We start from the raw sequence: 15,748 nt of genomic DNA on the forward strand, positions 1-15,748 counted from the left end.
AGAAAACCAAGGGAACGACATGAGTGATGTTTCTTCAGCACCCGCCTCTCCTGTTCTCTCCGTCCGGAACCTGACGACCTCCTTCCTCGTCGATGGTGACTGGAAGCCGGTGGTGCGTGATGTCTCCTTCGATGTCATGCCAGGCGAGACGGTGGCAATCGTCGGCGAAAGCGGCTCGGGCAAGAGCGTCACCTCCCTTTCGATCATGCGGTTGCTTGCCAAGGGATCGAGCCGCATCGATGGCGCCGTCACCTTGAACGGCAAGGATGTACTCGCCCTTTCGGAAAAGGAGATGCGCCGGGTGCGCGGCAACGACGCCGCCATGATCTTCCAGGAGCCGATGACGTCCCTCAACCCGATCTTCACCATCGGCCGCCAGATCTCCGAAGCGCTCACCTGCCATGGCGAGATCGGCAAGGCGGAGGCGCGGGCCGAAACCGTCCGCCTGCTGGAAAAGGTCCGCATCCCCAACGCCGCCGCGCGCTTCGACGAATTTCCGCACCAGTTCTCAGGCGGCATGCGCCAGCGGGTGATGATCGCCATGGCGCTCGCCAGCCGGCCGAAATTGCTGATCGCCGACGAGCCGACGACGGCGCTCGATGTGACGATCCAGGGCCAGATCCTCGATCTGATCAAGATGCTGCAGGAAGAAGAGGGCATGTCCGTGCTCTTCATCACCCACGACATGGGTGTCGTCGCCGAAATCGCTGACCGCACCATCGTCATGTATCGCGGCGAGTCGGTGGAAACCGGCACGACCGACGATATCTTCCATCGCGGCCGGCATCCCTATACCCGCGCTTTGCTCTCCGCCGTGCCACGCCTCGGCTCGATGGCCGACCGGAAGTGGCCGCTGCGTTTTCCCGTCGTCGACACCACGACCGGCGAACGCCGCGAGCCGATCGAGGTGGCCGATACCGTCGACCGCCGCCGGACGCCGATCCTTGAAGTCAAGAACCTCGTTACCCGTTTCGATATCCGCGGCGGGCTGCTCGGCCGCAAGACGGGCGCGATCCACGCGGTCGAGGACGTCTCCTTCGATCTCTTCCAGGGCGAGACATTATCGCTCGTCGGCGAATCCGGCTGCGGCAAATCGACCACCGGTCGCTCGATCACCCGCCTCGTCCAGCCGAACGGCGGCAGTGTCAGCCTCGACGGCTATGACGTGCTGAGCCTTGACGCGGTCAGCCTCAGACGGATGCGCCGCAGCATCCAGATGATCTTTCAGGACCCCTTCGCCAGCCTCAATCCGCGCATGACCGTCGGCGCCGCCGTCGCCGAACCGATTACCGAACACCGCCTCGGCACAGGTGCCCAGGCCCGCGACAAGGCGGCCGATCTTCTCGAACGCGTCGGGCTTAAACCCAACATGATGAAACGCTATCCGCACGAATTCTCCGGCGGCCAGCGCCAGCGCATCTGCATCGCCCGCGCGCTCGCGCTCGATCCGAAGGTCATCGTCGCCGACGAAAGCGTTTCGGCCCTCGATGTCTCGATCAAGGCACAGGTCTGCAATCTGCTGATGGACCTGCAGCAAAGCCTCAACCTCGCTTTCCTGTTCATTTCCCACGATATGGCGGTGGTCGAACGTGTCAGTCATCGGGTCGCGGTGATGTATCTCGGCGAAATCGTCGAGATCGGCCCGCGCGCGGAATTGTTCAGCAACCCGCAGCACGCCTACACGAAGAAGCTGATGGCAGCCGTCCCCGTGCCCGATCCCTCACGTCGCGGCATCAAGCGCAACCTCGGAACCGACGAGCTCAACAGCCCCGTTCGCCCGGTTGGCTACGTCACGCCGCCACGCCGATACCGGGAAGTGACGGCAGGCCATCTGGTGCGGGTCGATGAAGCCGCGTGAGCGTGCAAAACCCACTCTTTAAGCATCTGAAAAACAAGTATTGCGGGAAAATAACCCGTGCCGGTGGCGCGCGGGCCACCCTTTTTGCTGCACCGCTTATATGACTTTTGCTAGATATTATTTCATCGATAATTCTTAACGACCGATTCCACCGATTTGTGTTCTCTTATCCCTACGAATCAAAAAGGTTTGATTTGCCCGGGGACGGCCACCATGTTGAAGCATGGGGCGATGCAACAGTTGGGTAGGAGCCTATGCTGCAACGGATCGAAGACATTGATGCAGCGCTCGTCGACAGGCTGCAGCATTCGGCGTTCAAGTACTTCCTGAAATATTCCAATCCCGAAAACGGCCTGGTGGCGGACACCTCGATCGGCGGCGTGCCGGCGAGCATCGCGGCCGTCGGCTTTGCGCTGTCCTCCTATCCCGTCGGTGTTGAGCGTTGCTGGATCAGCCGCGAGGAAGCAGCCGAGCGCACGGTCAATACGCTGCGTTTCTTCGCCGAGGCGCGCCAGGGCGAGGAGCGCCACGCGACCGGTCACCGCGGCTTCTTCTACCACTTCCTGCATATGGATACCGGTCATCGCGCCTGGAACAGCGAACTTTCGACCATCGATACCGCCCTGCTTGTCGCCGGCATTCTCACGGCTGCGCAATATTTCGATCGCGAAGACGACGAAACGGAGACTGAAATCCGTGAACTCGCGACCTTCATCTATGAGCGCGTCGACTGGCGCTGGGCGCTGAACAAGGGCGACACGATTGCCATGGGTTGGAAGCCCTCTTCCGGCTTCCTGCGCTGGCGCTATCACGGTTTCGACGAGGCGATCATCCTCTACACGCTGGCGCTTGCCTCGCCGACGCACCCCATCCCGCAATCAAGCTACGACGCCTTCACGTCAAGCTATTCCTGGATGCTGCATGGCGAGCAGTCCTATCTCTATGCCGGGCCGCTCTTCATCCACCTCTTCTCGCATGCCTGGATCGATTTCCGCACCATCCAGGACAAGCCGATGGCGGAGCGGAACTGGGATTATTTCCGCAACACGCAGGTGATGATCAACGTCCAGCGCGACTATGCCGAACGCAATCCCGGGCAGTTCGTCGGCTATAACAGGAATATTTGGGGATTCTCCGCCTGTGACGGTCCGCCGCCGACACGGCGCATGCGCGGCGGTCGCCAGCCGAAGGTTCTGGGTTATGCCGCGCGCGGCGCTCCGCTTGGCCCGGATGACGGCACGATCGCACCCTGGGCAGCCCTTGCCTGCCTGCCCTACGACAAGCAGGCCGCTCTCGACGGCACCAAGGCGCTTCTGACCACCTATCCGAACCTGCTCTTGGAAGGCGGCTTTCCCGGCGGCTTCAATCCCACGGTCAAGACCAAGCGCCCGGAAGGCTGGGTCGACGACCGCACCGTCGGCATTGATCAAGGTCTTGTCGTCATGACCGTCGAGAACGAGCGCTCCGACTTCATCTGGAAGCTGATGCGGCAATCGCCGGTCATCCGCCTCGGGCTCGAGCGCGCCGGCTTTACCGGCGGCTGGCTCGAAGGCATCGAGCCGGCAGATGTAGTGCGCAAGTTCGGCTAGCGCATAAGCCCGGAAATCGAAATGGATTTCCGGAAAGAACGACACGAAAACGAAAAATGATAGAGCCCGCGCGTCCAACAGGAGGTGCGGGCTCTTGGTTTAGTTCTCGAAGACATGCGCCTTGCCGGCGATATCGAGGCGAACGAGATCGCCTCGCGCCGGAAGCGCAACGCTCGAAGTCTTGATCAGGATCGGCGGCAGCGCAACGCCGTCGAGCGAAACGGCAACGGTGCAGACGGCGCCGCCGAATTCCACCTCAACGACACGCCCGCCATAGTCGCGATCGCTCTCATCGGCAACGACGCGGATCTGCTCGGGTCGCAGCATGATCTCCGCCTTGCCTTGACGACTGCCCTCGACGGCCACGCGGCCAAGGGCGCAATCGGCAAGGCCGTTGCGGATGATGGCGGGAAGCAGCACGGCATCGCCGAGGAACAGCGCCGTCTCACGGTCGCGCGGATGCAGATACAATGATTGCGGCGATCCGGCCTGGATCAGCCGTCCCTCCCTGAGCACCGCCACCTGATCGGCAAAGGTCAGCGCCTCTTCCTGATCATGCGTAACGAGAATGGTCGTAATGCCGGCCGCCTGCAGCACGCGCGCCACCGCCTTGCGCATGTTTTCCCGCAGGCCGGTATCGAGTGCCGAGAAAGGTTCGTCGAGCAGCATCAGCCGCGGCTTGCGGCCAAGCGCGCGGGCGAGCGCCACACGCTGCTGCTGCCCGCCGGAAAGCTGATGCGGGCGCCGCGCCAGCATCCCGCGGTCGAGTTCGACCATGTCGAGCAGCTCGAGGATGCGTTTCTCGCGATCGGCCGCGCCGCGTTCGAACCCGAAGCCGATATTCTCGGCAACGCTTAAGTGCGGAAACAGCGCGCCGTCCTGCGAGACGATGCCGATGCCGCGCTTGTGCGCCGGCACCGCCGCCGGACCGTCCGCAAGCAGGTCGCCATCCAGCGTCACCCGGCCGACATCGGGTTGCTCGAAACCGGCAATGATGCGCAGCAGCGTCGTCTTGCCGGAGCCGGACGGGCCGACGACGGCGGTGCGGCTGCCCGCCGAGACGTCGAGCGAAATATCCTTCAGCGCCTGGACGGGACCGTAGCGCTTGCTGATGTTCTCGATCGTAAGCAGCGTCATTGGCCGGCAGTCCGTTTCGATTGAGTATAGAGCATAAGGGTGAGCGGCAGCGACAGCACGACCATCATGAAGGCGTAAGGAGCAGCCGAGACATAATCGATCTCGCTGGTCAACGACCAGAATTTCGTCGCCAGCGTATCGACGCCGTTGGGCGACAGCATCAGTGTCGCCGTCAGTTCATTGGTAATGCCGAGTGCAGCCAGCGCGACGCTGGCGGCCGCTCCCGGTGCCGCAAGGCGCATGGTGATCTGCCGCACCGCCTGGCCCGGGGTGCGGCCGAGGCCCATCGCAGCGCGTTCCAGCTCCACCGGCGCCTGGGCGATGCTGGCGCGCAGCCCGACCATGGCGCGCGGCAGGAAAAGCAACACATAGGCGACGAGCAGCGTTGCGAAGGTTTGATAGAGCGGCAGCACGAGGCGCACGGTGATCGTCACCAGCGCCAGCGCCACGACGACGCCCGGCAGCGAGCCAACATAATAATGGCAGGCCTCGAGCACGCGCTGGAGGCGGCCGGGTGCCCGCACCGAAAGCCAGGCCATCGGCGCTGCGGCGATCGTCGCCAGCACGCCGCCGACAATGGCAAGTACGATCGTCTGCAGAAAAGCGCTGCCGACTTCGATGCGCCAGATATCGGTGCCGCCGAGATAGAGCCAGCGGCCAAGCGTCACCAGCGGCACGCCGAGCGTCAGTATTGCGAGGATGACAGGCAGCAAGACGGCCGGCACCACGAACCAGCCGAGCCGGCGGCGGTCCGCCGGACGGGGCGAGCCGGAGCCGACGCGGGCGTAACGTTCGTTGCCGCGCACCAGCACTTCGAAGCCGAGCAGAAAAAGACAGCAGGCGACAAGCACGCCGCCGAGCGTGTTGGACGCCGGGCTGTTGTAGGAAGACTGGAACTGGTCGACGATCGCCGTCGCGAAAGTGTCGAACCGGATCATGACGAACAGGCCGTATTCCGAAAGCAAATGCAACGCGATCAGCAGCGAGCCGCCGCAGATGGCAAGCCTGAGCTGCGGCAGCACGGCGCGGAAGAAGACCCGCCAGGGATTGAGGCCCAGCGAGGCCGCGGCATCTTCGATGGCCGGATCGAGACGGCGCAATGCGGCGGCGACCGGCAGGTAGAGGAACGGATAATAGGCGAGCACCGAGACGAAAACGCCGCTCTGCAGGCCGCGCATGCCGGGAATGAGGCTGACCCAGGCATAGCTGTGGACGAAGGCGGGCACGGCGAGCGGAGCGATCGCCAGCCAGGCCCAGAGCCGCGCCAAAGGAATGTCCGTCCGTTCGGTCAGCCAGGCGAGCGTCACCGCAAGCGCGATCGACAGCGGGATGGTGATCGATTCCAGGAGAATCGTATTGACGAGGAGTTCGCCGACACGCGGTCGGAAGACCAAGGCCCTCACCGTTTCCCAGCCGACATCATAGGTGACCCAGCCGATGAAGCCGAGCGGCACAAGACTGAAGATCGCGACCACGGTTGCAAGCAGGATCACGGAAGCGTGCGGCATGCGTCCGCGCGGCAACACCATGCGCGCGGCCCTTAGCGCGACCGGCGCCTCGTTGCCGGATGCGAGCAATCTGTTGTCCTGCAGCAAGGCCGATGCCTTTACACGCTGAAAAAGGAAGGCAACCGCCTTTGAAGGACGGTTGCCGGATATCGTCATGCCCTAAGGTTTTCTTGAGCCAAAAGCAACAGTTTTGGCCGAGGCAAGCCTGCGGCAGAAAAGTTAGATCAGGCCGGCGGCGGTCATCAGCTCCACGACCTTCTTGCTGTCGAGGGTGGAAGCTTCGACCTTCGGAGCATTGAGGTCGGCAAGCGGAGTGAGCTTGTCGTTGGAGGGCGCATCCTTGCCGATAGCATATTCATAAGAGGTGCCGTCCTTGAGAATTGCCTGGCCAGCCTTGCTGGTGAGGAACTTCAGGAAAGCCTGGGCTTCCTTCATGTGCTGCGTGGACTTCAGGACGCCACCGCCCGAAACGCTGACGAAAGCGCCCGGATCCTGGTTCTTGAAATAGTGCATGCCGACATTCTTGCTGTTCTCGCCGGTTTTGGCCTGATCGCCGAACCAGTAATAATGATAGATGACCGCACCTTCGACTTCGCCGGCGTTGACAGCCTTCATGGCGACGCTGTTGCCCTTATAGGGCGTGGCGTTTTCCTTGAGACCCTTCAGCCAGTCGGCGGTCGACTGCTCGCCCTTCAACTGCAGCAGGGCAGCAACGATGGCCTGGAAGTCGGCGCCGGCGGGTGCCGCACCCCAGCGGCCCTTCCAGGCCGGATCTGCGAGGTCGAGCAACGACTTCGGCAGCTTGTCTTCGGTGAGCTTCGTCTTGTCGTAGGCAAAGACCGTGGTGCGGGCGGCAATGCCGGTCCACATGCCGTCAGCCGGGCGATACTGCTCCGGAACCTGATCCAGCGTTTCCTTTTCGATGGGGGCAAACAGGCCCGCGCCATCGACCAGCGTCATTGCCGGCGAATTCTCGGTCAGGAATACGTCCGCCGGCGAGGCATCGCCTTCCTGGATGATCTGGTTGGCGAATTGCATGTCGCTGCCCTGGCGCATGGTGACCTTGATGCCGGTCTCCTTGGTGAAGGCATCGATCCATTCGCGGCCGAGGCTTTCGTGCTGGGCATTGTAAACGACGAGACCTTCGTCCTGCGCATTGGCGCTGCCTGCAAGCGCGGTGGCGGAGAGAAGCGAAGCGGCGAGCGCGAGGGAAAAGCGGTTAAGAGCAATGTTCATGATGGCCTCCGTAGCAATGTCACCCGAGCTCTCCAAGGGCGATGAGAGGCGTATATTTTTCCTGACTGCCAATTTCAAGTTTCGCTTGGCCGGAAAAGTCATCACAATATCTTGACTAAATATTTCATATTACAGGGGAATAAATCTCGATTTGGCCAAAAAGGCGGCACTCCCCGAGCGCCGCCCCTTCTTTGCAGCCGGCTTATTCGACGTCGAACTTGACGCCCTGCGCCAGCGGCAGCGTTCTGCCGTAGTTGATGGTGTTGGTGGAGCGGCGCATATAGGCCTTCCAGGCATCCGAGCCGGATTCACGGCCGCCGCCGGTTTCCTTCTCGCCGCCGAAGGCGCCGCCGATCTCGGCACCGGATGGCCCGAGATTGACGTTGGCGATGCCGCAATCCGAACCGCGGGCCGAGACGAAGGTTTCGGCCTCGCGCATGTCGTTGGTGAAGATCGACGACGACAGTCCCTGCGGCACGGCATTGTGCAGCGCCAGCACGGCGTCGAAGTCGCTGTATTTCATCACATAGAGGATCGGCGCGAAAGTCTCGTGCTCGACCGGTCCGGTCTGATCCGGCATTTCGACAAGCGCCGGGCGAACGTAGAAGGCGTCAGCCGAGCCATTGTCGACGCGTTCGCCGCCGGTCACCTTGCCGCCGGCCGATTTGGCCTCACCCAGCGCTGCCTGCATCTTCTCGAAAGCCTGGCCGTCGATCAGCGGTCCGACCAGCGTACCGCTTTCCAACGGATTGCCGATGGTGACGGAGCCATAGGCCTTCTGCAGACGCGGCACCAGCTGGTCGTAGACGCTGTCATGGACGAAGAGACGGCGCAGCGTCGTGCAGCGCTGTCCGGCCGTGCCCATGGCGGAGAACGCGACGCCGCGCAGCGTCAGGTCGAGGTCGGCCGACGGGCAGACGATCGCCGCGTTGTTGCCGCCGAGTTCGAGAATGGCGCGGGCAAAACGCTGCGACAGGCGCGGACCGACGGCGCGGCCCATGGCCGTCGAGCCGGTGGCGGAAACCAGCGGGATCTTCGGATGATCGACCAGCACTTCGCCGACCTCGCGGCCGCCGATGATCAGCGTCGACAGATTGGCCGGTGCGGTACCGCCCTCGGCGACGAAACGCTTCAGCGCCTTTTCGAACAGTGCCTGTACGGCAAGCGCCGTCAACGGCGTCTTTTCCGAAGGCTTCCAGACGGTGGAATTGCCGCAGACCATCGCCAGCGCGGCATTCCACGACCAGACGGCAACCGGGAAGTTGAAGGCCGAGATGATGCCGATCACCCCGAGCGGATGCCAGCTTTCCATCATCCGGTGCTCGGAGCGTTCGGTGGCGATCGTCAGGCCGTAGAGCTGACGGGAAAGGCCGACCGCGAAATCGCAGATGTCGATCATCTCCTGCACTTCGCCCAGACCTTCCGAAGTGATCTTGCCGACCTCGATCGAAACGAGACGGCCGAGCGCCGCCTTGGAGGCGCGCAGTTCCTCGCCGAGCAGGCGGACCAGTTCGCCGCGCTTCGGCGCCGGCACGGCACGCCATTCGAGGAAGGCCTGGTGCGCCGCTTCGATCGCCGCCTTCGTTTCGGAAACGGAATGTTCCCTGAGTTTGCCGATTTCCTTGCCGGTGACCGGCGAGGTGACGGAAAGCGTGCCGCCGTGATAGCGGCCGGCATCGACGCCGAGTTCGGCAAGCAGCTTGGCGGTTTCGGTGGCGAGATCGAGGACGGCGATGGTCATTGTCGTGTTTCCAATCTTATAATTCTCAGAAGCGGGCATCGGCGAAATGGGCGACCTGAGCGCCGGCTTCGTACCATATTTCCTTGAGTGCACGAAAGCTCGGCTCGGTGGGCGACGTCAGCGGCAGCGGCAGATCGGCTTCCGGAAGCCGGCCGAGGATATGCTCCGCCAGGGTACGGCCGAAGACCGTACCGGGGGCAATGCCGCGGCCATTGTAGCCCGAAAAGCCGATGACACCAGGCGCGAATTTGTGGAAGCGCGGCAGCGCATTGTCGGTCATGCCGATCTGGCCATACCATTCACACTCGAATTCGACATCACCGATAATGGGGAAGAGCCGCTTCAATGCGCGCTTGGCCCAGCCCTTGTGTACGGCAAGTCCGGTATTGCGTAGCGCCCCGACACTGCCGAAAACGAGGCGGCCGGCCTGGTCCATGCGGAAGGAGGAGAGGATTTCCTTGGTATCCCATGCGCCTTCCCGCCCGGGCAGGATCGACTGGCGCAGATTATGGCCGAGCGGCACGGTGGCGAAATTGAAATAGGGCAGATGCACCTGTTCGTTGCGCACCTGCTCCCATGGGCCGGTGCTGTAGGCATCCGTCGCGACGATGATCCATTCGGCGCTGACTTCGCCGCTTGCCGTCTTCACGGTCCAGCTTCTGCCATTGCGTTCCGTTGAAACGACCGGGCTGGACGTATGAACGGCGACGCCAGCCTTGACGGCGGCATGGGCAAGGCCGCGTGCATAGGCAAGCGGCTGCAGGGTACCGGCGCGTTTGTCGAGCAGCGAACCGGTATAGGCATCGCTGCCGATGCGTTTGGCCGTTTCCGCCGCATCGAGCAGCGTCACGGCTGCGCCGCGGGCGGCCCATTGCGCGGCGCGATTCTCGATCTCCTTCAGCCCGTTTTCGCCGACCGCGCAATGCAGCGTGCCATTGCGTTCGAGTTCGCAGGCAATCTGATGCTTGTCGATCAACTCCATGACGAGCTTCGGCGCGTTGCCGAGCAGATCGAGCAGACGTTCGCCATGCACCGGACCGAGCACGCCGGGCAGATCGTTGGGCATCACCCACATGCCGGCATTGATCAGGCCGACATTGCGGCCGGCGCCGCCGAAGCCGATCTCCTTCGCCTCCAGCAGCACCACCTTCGACCCGGCTTCGGCAAGATGCAGCGCGGAAGAGAGGCCGGTGTAGCCGCCGCCGACGATGACGACATCGGCCGATACGGCGCCTTCGAGCGACGAGGTCGCCGGCGGTTCGGGTGCGGTCTTTTCCCAAAGTCCGTGGGAGCGCGGATCATTCAGCATGGCTCAGTCCGATCGGATCGAAATCGCGCTACTTTAGTGCATAAAACCAAGACTTGAAGCGGCCCTTTCAGGCAACGGTCTTCAGCAGCAAGCCGGCGAGACCGAGCGCCTCCATCGCTGCATCCAGCGATGCCGCCTGACGTTCGGCATAAAGCGCCAGCTCGTCCTGAACGGTCGCACCCAGGGCCGCCTCGAAGGCGTCGCGGTTCGAGCGGGTTGCGTAGTTCTGCTGCTGATCGGTGCCGAGGTTAGACTGGAAGATTCCGGCTGCGCTGACGGGCAGGAAGTCTTCATAGACGATCGGGGCAAAGGCGAGATAACCCTTGGCGATCAGCGCCTCCGGATCATTCGGCAGCGTGCCGCCGGCCGCGGCGGCAATGCCCGCAGGCGTCGCGGAATAGCGGAAGAAGGCCAGACCTTGCCCGCGCAACTCGTCCCAGCTGTCCGGCAGCGCCTTGAAACGCTCGGCAAGTTCCTGGTCGTAGGCACCGGCCTTGGCGCCACCGGCGCCCACCTGCACCTCGCCGCGAACCGAGGCGAGCAGCCGGTCGTAGAGCGCCCGGCCCTTCGCCGTCAGCGCCGCGCCGCGCTGTTCGATCTCGCCGAAACGCGCGGTATGCGTTCCTCGAACCGCGCCGTCGTCATCACCGGAAAAGGCGATCGTTTCTTCGAGCGCCTTGAAGCTCGTTTGCCGCAGCAGGATATCGCAATTGCGGCGCGGCGGCCCTTCGATGACGGCCTTCGGCGTGATGCCGCGCTCCGGCATGCGGGCCTGGACCGCGTCGATATCGAGCGTGCGCGGCGTCAGGTGGTTGATATGCGGTCCCTTGAAGCTGACGACGTCGGCGATCAGCCGATGGGCGTCATGCAGCCGCTTGTAGGTTTCGGCGCTGACCGTCGCTTCGCCATGCCAGCGGAAGGTTTCAAGCGCCTCGGCGACGAACTCCGTCGCTTCCGCCTCGGTCAAGCCGCCGTTTCGCTCGTGGCGCTCGATCAGCGCGACGGCGCGCGGCGTATAGATCCGCCGCTGAGCCAGGATGGTTTCGGCTTCGCCACGCAGCTTCTCGTCCTCGATCAGCTCCAATCGCAGCAACGAGGTGAAGACCCGGAATGGATTGACGTTGAGCGCCGCCTCGTCGATCGGCCGAAAGCTGGTGGAATGAACCGGCACGCCGGCGACCGAGAGATCGTAGTAGCCGACCGGCTGCATGCCCATGACCGCAAACAGCCGGCGGATGGTGAAAAGCTCCTCTGCCGTGCCGAGCCGGATGGCGCCGTGGCGCTCGACATCGATGCGCTCCAGCTCGCCGGCTTGGGCCAGGCGCTGGCGCAGATCGGGATCGTTTTCGAGGCAGCCGGCATTCACGTCCGCCACCAGTTCGATCAACGTGCCGTATTGCGGCACCTCGGCCCGGTACATCTGCGACATCGCCTCGGTGAACAGCGATCGGATGCGGTCTGTGGAAACGAAGGCTTGCGGCATCGGGAAACTCCGGATCATTCCGTTTTTGCAGGATGAGTCTCTTTACACGCGTGACAAAGCCGAAAATATCGCTATTTCGGAAATAGCCCATTCTGAAATGGAATGACCATGCTGACATCTCGACGTTTTCTGCCATCGATTTCGCATCTTGCCGCCTTCGAGGCGGTTGCCCGCACCGGCAGCGTGACGGCAGCGGCGCGCGAACTCGATCTGACGCAGAGCGCCGTCAGCCGCCAGGTGAGCGCGCTGGAGGAGCAGCTTGGCGTCGAGCTCTTCCTGCGCGAACGCCAGACCATGCGGCTGACGCTTGCCGGCGACGGATATGCCCGCGAAATCCGCGAAGCGCTGCGGCGCATATCGAGCGCTTCGCTGAATCTGCGCGCCAATCCGCATGGCGGCACGCTCAATCTCGCCATCCTGCCGACCTTCGGCACGCGTTGGCTGGCGCCGCGCCTCGGGCGCTTCCTCGCCGCCAATCCCGGCGTGACCATCAATCTGGTGACCCGGCTTTCGCCCTTCGATTTCCGCCTCGATTCAATCGACGCCGCCATCCATTTCGGCCATCCCCACTGGCCGGGCGCCGAACTCGTCTTCCTGATGTCCGAGCACACAGTGCCGGCCTGCAGCCATGATTTTCTGGAGCGATACGCGATCAAGACGCCGGAGGATCTGCTTGCCGTTCCGCTTCTGCATTTGACGACGCGCCCTGACGCCTGGGAGCAATGGTTTGCCGGCAACGGCGTTTCCTTCGAAAACGTCCACGGTATGCTCTTCGACCAATTCGCCACCGCCGCGCAGGCGGCGATCGCCGGCCTCGGCATCGCCCTGCTGCCGACATTCCTGATGCAGGAGGAGGTCAGGCGCGGCGATCTCGTCGCCGCTGTCGACCGTGAAATGGAAAGCCGCGAGCGCTATTATCTCGCCTTTCCCAGAGAGCGCGCCGACTATGCGCCGCTTGCGGCCTTTCGCGACTGGATCGTCGCGGAAGCCGCCGCCAATCCGGCCGCGTGACGAACGGGTTGCATCGGCATGGCGCTTTCGACCATTATGCCGGCCAAACAACTTTGCAGGAAATCTCCATGAAGCCGATCTTCGTCCAACTCCAATGCGCACCCGGCAAGACCTATGATGTCGCCGACGCCATCTACCAGACCGAACTGGTCTCGGAGCTCTATTCCACAAGCGGCGACTACGACCTGCTGCTGAAGGTCTATATCGAGGAAGGCCAGGATATCGGCAAGTTCATCAACGACAACATCGCCAATATTCCCGGCATCGTCCGTTCGCTGACGACACTGACGTTCAAGGCCTTCTGAAAGCCCATCAGATACGGTTAACCTTTTTCGCGAAGAATCGCCCTCTCAACAGGCCGCTTAAACCGCGCCTTAACGCCGGGCATATCTGGTCGTTGCTAGTGTAAGCCCGCGTCAACACGGGCCGGCGGGCAGCGATAGGTGAAAAATGGCGATCGTCGAGGCAGATAGGGTGCGCGAGAACCCGCAGTTGGGAGAGGCCCCGCTGATCGTCCATGTCGTGCGCCAGTTCCTGCCCAATCGCGGCGGTCTGGAAGACGTGGTCGCCAATCTCGGCCGCCAGACCGTGCGCCGCGGCTATCGCGTCCGCGTCGTCACGCTCGATTCGCTCTTCACTGCGCCGCAGGACAAGCTGCCGCCTCGCGAAAATATCGACGGCATCGAGGTGGTGCGCATCCCCTGGTCGGGCAGCAGCCGTTATCCGCTGGCGCCTGAGGTTTTCCGCCATCTCGGCGATGCCGATCTCGTGCATGTCCATGCCATCGACTTCTTCTTCGATGCGCTCGCCTGGGGCCGGCTGCTGCATCGCAAGCCGATGATCGTCACCACCCATGGCGGCTTCTTCCACACGCAGAAATACGCGGCGATCAAGAAGATCTGGTTCCGGACGCTGACCCGCGCTTCGGCGATGGCCTACCGCCGCGTCGTCTGCTGCAGCGCCTCCGACCTCAGGCAATTTTCCGAGATCGTGCCCGATAGCCTGCTGATCGAAAACGGCGCCGATATCGGTAAGTTCGCCGACATCGCTTCGCGCCGGCCAAAGCGCCGCATCGTCACGATCGGCCGCTTCTCGGTGAACAAGCGGCTCGACCATCTGCTCGATGCGATGGCCGCGCTGACGACCCGCGACCCCGAATGGCATCTAGACATCGTCGGGGCCGAATCCGACCTGAACCGGGCCGATGTCGAAGCCGCGATCGAAGGCCGCAGCCTTTCCGGCCGCGTTACCCTGCATGTATCACCCGACAACGGCGCCATCCGGCGTATCATCACCGAGGCCTCGCTCTTTGCCTCCGCCTCGGAATATGAAGGTTTCGGCCTGGTGGCGCTGGAGGCGATGAGCGCCGGTCTCCTCCCGGTGCTGAACGCCAACGATGCCTTTGCGACGCTTGCCGACCGGCATCCTGTTATCGCGCTTGCCGACTTCACCAATGCCCAGACCGCGGCGACAGTGATCGAAACGGCCTATGAAGACCTTTCGCGCCAATCGGACATAGTGCGCGCCGAGCTTCTCGACGCCGCACGCGGTTATTCCTGGGACATCGTTGCCGGGCGTTACATCGGTCTCTATCGGTCGCTGAACGTCGCCGCCGAGCAGAACTGATCCTGCTGAACGGTTGACAAAGAACTATTCTCGCTCTCGAATGGTTCGGGGTTGAAATGGTCAAAGGCCTCTTTACTGCAGAGACGCCGTCTCCTATGCGCGTTGGTCCTCAGGACGACAAGCCACTGGCAGTTCCCTTGAGCGGCAGACGCAACGCGCCCGTGAGTATTGCGCGAAAGCGGAGCGGCGACTGCGCCCTTTTGAAACGGATGATTGCTAGCGTCGTGCGCTCGATCCACCTTCAGCTCTTTGCACGTTGGGACTTGAATGTCGCACAGGTGGAATTGCGGAGCGGAGCGGTAACCAACATGGTTTTTGAAGAGAGCGCATTCGAATAGGTGTCGGCCAACCACAGCCTGATACGTGCACTTTCGGGCAACCCCAGAGCCAATCCGGGAGACCTCCAATCGTTGCAGTTGCTTTACCCGCCGATTGCGGTCCATAACGCACAAAACCAAACAAGGTCATCATGATCGTCGGTTTTATCGTGGCTACCGCGCTTTTGTCGCGAGACTAGCAGAATGTCTCTAACCTTTAAAAATGATTGCGCAGCTCTCGGTTGCATGCTCTCTACGTGGTGATGGAGGGACGAAATGCGCAATTCATTTTCCGGATTTTATCCATTGACCGAAGGTGACTTCGATAAGCTTTGGGAAGAGGCGCTTATTGTTCTCGATGCCAACGCCATCCTGGATCTTTACCGTTTGCCGCCGATGGCTAGGGACGATTTCTTCTCCGTTCTAGAGCATTATAGGCAACGCCTTTGGATACCATACCAAGTCGGGATAGAGGTTCAGCGTAACCGATTCAGCGTGATCGCTGATCGTCAAAAAAACACCGACAGCGCAATGAAACAAGCGAGCGCAGCTTTTGAAAATCTAAAGGAGACGGTCCAGAGGCTTAAGCTCGACCGTTATAGGACTGATCTGAACCCCTTGGAAACGGTAGCCAAATTGGAGGGACCTTTCGAGGAATTGCTTCAGGCTATACGTGAAGCAAAAAAGGACGAGCTGCAAATCTCCTCTAACGATCCTGTGCGCGACCGCATCGATAAAATCTTTGAAAATCGGATCGGTGCTGAACCTGTTTCACAGGACGAAATAGACACGTTCTGCAAGGATGGTGACCTTGCCCCCAAGTTTTATCCAGTTTTGAGTTCGCTCCGGCGGTTTTGGGTTGCTGTGTTCGGGGCGGTAGCGGCGGGTTGCGGTGCGGAGCCATTTCGGCTGCGCAGCACCGCATCACGTCGC

At 62.2% G+C, this 15,748-nt stretch carries 11 protein-coding genes and 1 pseudogene; 6 read left to right on the forward strand and 6 right to left on the reverse strand.

Going from position 1 to position 15,748, the window contains the following annotated elements; genetic code table 11:
• Positions 1-19: 19 nt before the first annotated feature.
• Both EEQ99_RS26355 and EEQ99_RS26360 read left to right on the forward strand, forming a co-directional pair.
• Complete coding sequence (locus EEQ99_RS26355) at positions 20-1,858, forward strand: ABC transporter ATP-binding protein (RefSeq protein WP_097595958.1); 1,839 nt, start codon at positions 20-22, stop codon at positions 1,856-1,858.
• 254 nt (positions 1,859-2,112) lie between these two features.
• On the forward strand, positions 2,113-3,447 hold the full coding sequence (locus tag EEQ99_RS26360; protein WP_028757759.1) for a glucoamylase family protein: 1,335 nt from the start codon (positions 2,113-2,115) through the stop codon (positions 3,445-3,447).
• Positions 3,448-3,546: 99 nt separating this feature from the next.
• Here the strand turns inward: EEQ99_RS26360 and EEQ99_RS26365 are convergent, their stop codons facing one another.
• From EEQ99_RS26365 to hglS, 6 genes are all read right to left on the reverse strand, one after another.
• Entirely contained in the window at positions 3,547-4,584 is a 1,038-nt protein-coding gene (locus tag EEQ99_RS26365) for an ABC transporter ATP-binding protein (RefSeq protein ID WP_028757758.1), read from the reverse strand.
• Positions 4,581-6,248 carry an ABC transporter permease gene (locus tag EEQ99_RS26370; RefSeq protein WP_127431330.1) on the reverse strand — a complete coding sequence of 556 codons (1,668 nt, stop codon included), beginning with the start codon at positions 6,246-6,248 and terminating at the stop codon, positions 4,581-4,583. Before EEQ99_RS26370 ends, EEQ99_RS26365 begins: the two co-directional genes overlap by 4 nt.
• Positions 6,249-6,311: 63 nt before the next feature.
• On the reverse strand, positions 6,312-7,328 hold the full coding sequence (locus EEQ99_RS26375) for an iron ABC transporter substrate-binding protein (protein WP_028757756.1): 1,017 nt from the start codon (positions 7,326-7,328) through the stop codon (positions 6,312-6,314).
• A gap of 202 nt (positions 7,329-7,530) precedes the next feature.
• The gene (amaB, locus tag EEQ99_RS26380; protein WP_028757755.1) at positions 7,531-9,069 is read right to left on the reverse strand and encodes an L-piperidine-6-carboxylate dehydrogenase; all 1,539 of its coding nucleotides are present in this window, start codon (positions 9,067-9,069) and stop codon (positions 7,531-7,533) included.
• Positions 9,070-9,094: 25 nt separating this feature from the next.
• Positions 9,095-10,378: an NAD(P)/FAD-dependent oxidoreductase gene (locus EEQ99_RS26385; protein ID WP_063473830.1), complete on the reverse strand. Its 1,284-nt coding sequence runs from the start codon at positions 10,376-10,378 to the stop codon at positions 9,095-9,097.
• Positions 10,379-10,445: 67 nt separating this feature from the next.
• The gene (gene hglS / locus EEQ99_RS26390; protein WP_097543570.1) at positions 10,446-11,879 is read right to left on the reverse strand and encodes a 2-oxoadipate dioxygenase/decarboxylase HglS; all 1,434 of its coding nucleotides are present in this window, start codon (positions 11,877-11,879) and stop codon (positions 10,446-10,448) included.
• An 84-nt stretch (positions 11,880-11,963) separates the two neighbouring features.
• Between hglS and EEQ99_RS26395 the strand changes: the two genes are divergently transcribed.
• The 4 genes and pseudogenes from EEQ99_RS26395 to EEQ99_RS35225 form a co-directional block, all read left to right on the forward strand.
• Positions 11,964-12,872 carry a LysR family transcriptional regulator gene (locus EEQ99_RS26395; protein WP_127431331.1) on the forward strand — a complete coding sequence of 303 codons (909 nt, stop codon included), beginning with the start codon at positions 11,964-11,966 and terminating at the stop codon, positions 12,870-12,872.
• 68 nt (positions 12,873-12,940) lie between these two features.
• Entirely contained in the window at positions 12,941-13,177 is a 237-nt protein-coding gene (locus tag EEQ99_RS26400) for an Lrp/AsnC ligand binding domain-containing protein (protein WP_003543721.1), read from the forward strand.
• 145 nt (positions 13,178-13,322) lie between these two features.
• Positions 13,323-14,498 carry a glycosyltransferase family 4 protein gene (locus tag EEQ99_RS26405; RefSeq protein WP_127431332.1) on the forward strand — a complete coding sequence of 392 codons (1,176 nt, stop codon included), beginning with the start codon at positions 13,323-13,325 and terminating at the stop codon, positions 14,496-14,498.
• Between the two features lie 713 nt (positions 14,499-15,211).
• Positions 15,212-15,562 (forward strand): annotated as a pseudogene (locus tag EEQ99_RS35225) (PIN-like domain-containing protein); the annotation flags it as partial.
• Positions 15,563-15,748: the final 186 nt, after the last annotated feature.

The sequence above is a fragment of the Rhizobium anhuiense genome (assembly GCF_003985145.1).
Taxonomy (GTDB): Bacteria; Pseudomonadota; Alphaproteobacteria; order Rhizobiales; family Rhizobiaceae; genus Rhizobium; species Rhizobium anhuiense.

Bases quoted from the DNA above. Each gene is read 5' to 3' on its own strand.
- EEQ99_RS26365 (WP_028757758.1), bottom strand. From the start codon at position 4,584: ATGACGCTGCTTACGATCGAGAACATCAGCAAGCGCTACGGTCCCGTC.
- hglS (WP_097543570.1), bottom strand. From the start codon at position 11,879: ATGATCCGGAGTTTCCCGATGCCGCAAGCCTTCGTTTCCACAGACCGC.
- EEQ99_RS26370 (WP_127431330.1), bottom strand. From the start codon at position 6,248: ATGACGATATCCGGCAACCGTCCTTCAAAGGCGGTTGCCTTCCTTTTT.
- EEQ99_RS26360 (WP_028757759.1), top strand. From the start codon at position 2,113: ATGCTGCAACGGATCGAAGACATTGATGCAGCGCTCGTCGACAGGCTG.
- amaB (WP_028757755.1), bottom strand. From the start codon at position 9,069: ATGACCATCGCCGTCCTCGATCTCGCCACCGAAACCGCCAAGCTGCTT.
- EEQ99_RS26375 (WP_028757756.1), bottom strand. From the start codon at position 7,328: ATGAACATTGCTCTTAACCGCTTTTCCCTCGCGCTCGCCGCTTCGCTT.
- EEQ99_RS26405 (WP_127431332.1), top strand. From the start codon at position 13,323: ATGGCGATCGTCGAGGCAGATAGGGTGCGCGAGAACCCGCAGTTGGGA.
- EEQ99_RS26400 (WP_003543721.1), top strand. From the start codon at position 12,941: ATGAAGCCGATCTTCGTCCAACTCCAATGCGCACCCGGCAAGACCTAT.
- EEQ99_RS26385 (WP_063473830.1), bottom strand. From the start codon at position 10,378: ATGCTGAATGATCCGCGCTCCCACGGACTTTGGGAAAAGACCGCACCC.
- EEQ99_RS26355 (WP_097595958.1), top strand. From the start codon at position 20: ATGAGTGATGTTTCTTCAGCACCCGCCTCTCCTGTTCTCTCCGTCCGG.
- EEQ99_RS26395 (WP_127431331.1), top strand. From the start codon at position 11,964: ATGACCATGCTGACATCTCGACGTTTTCTGCCATCGATTTCGCATCTT.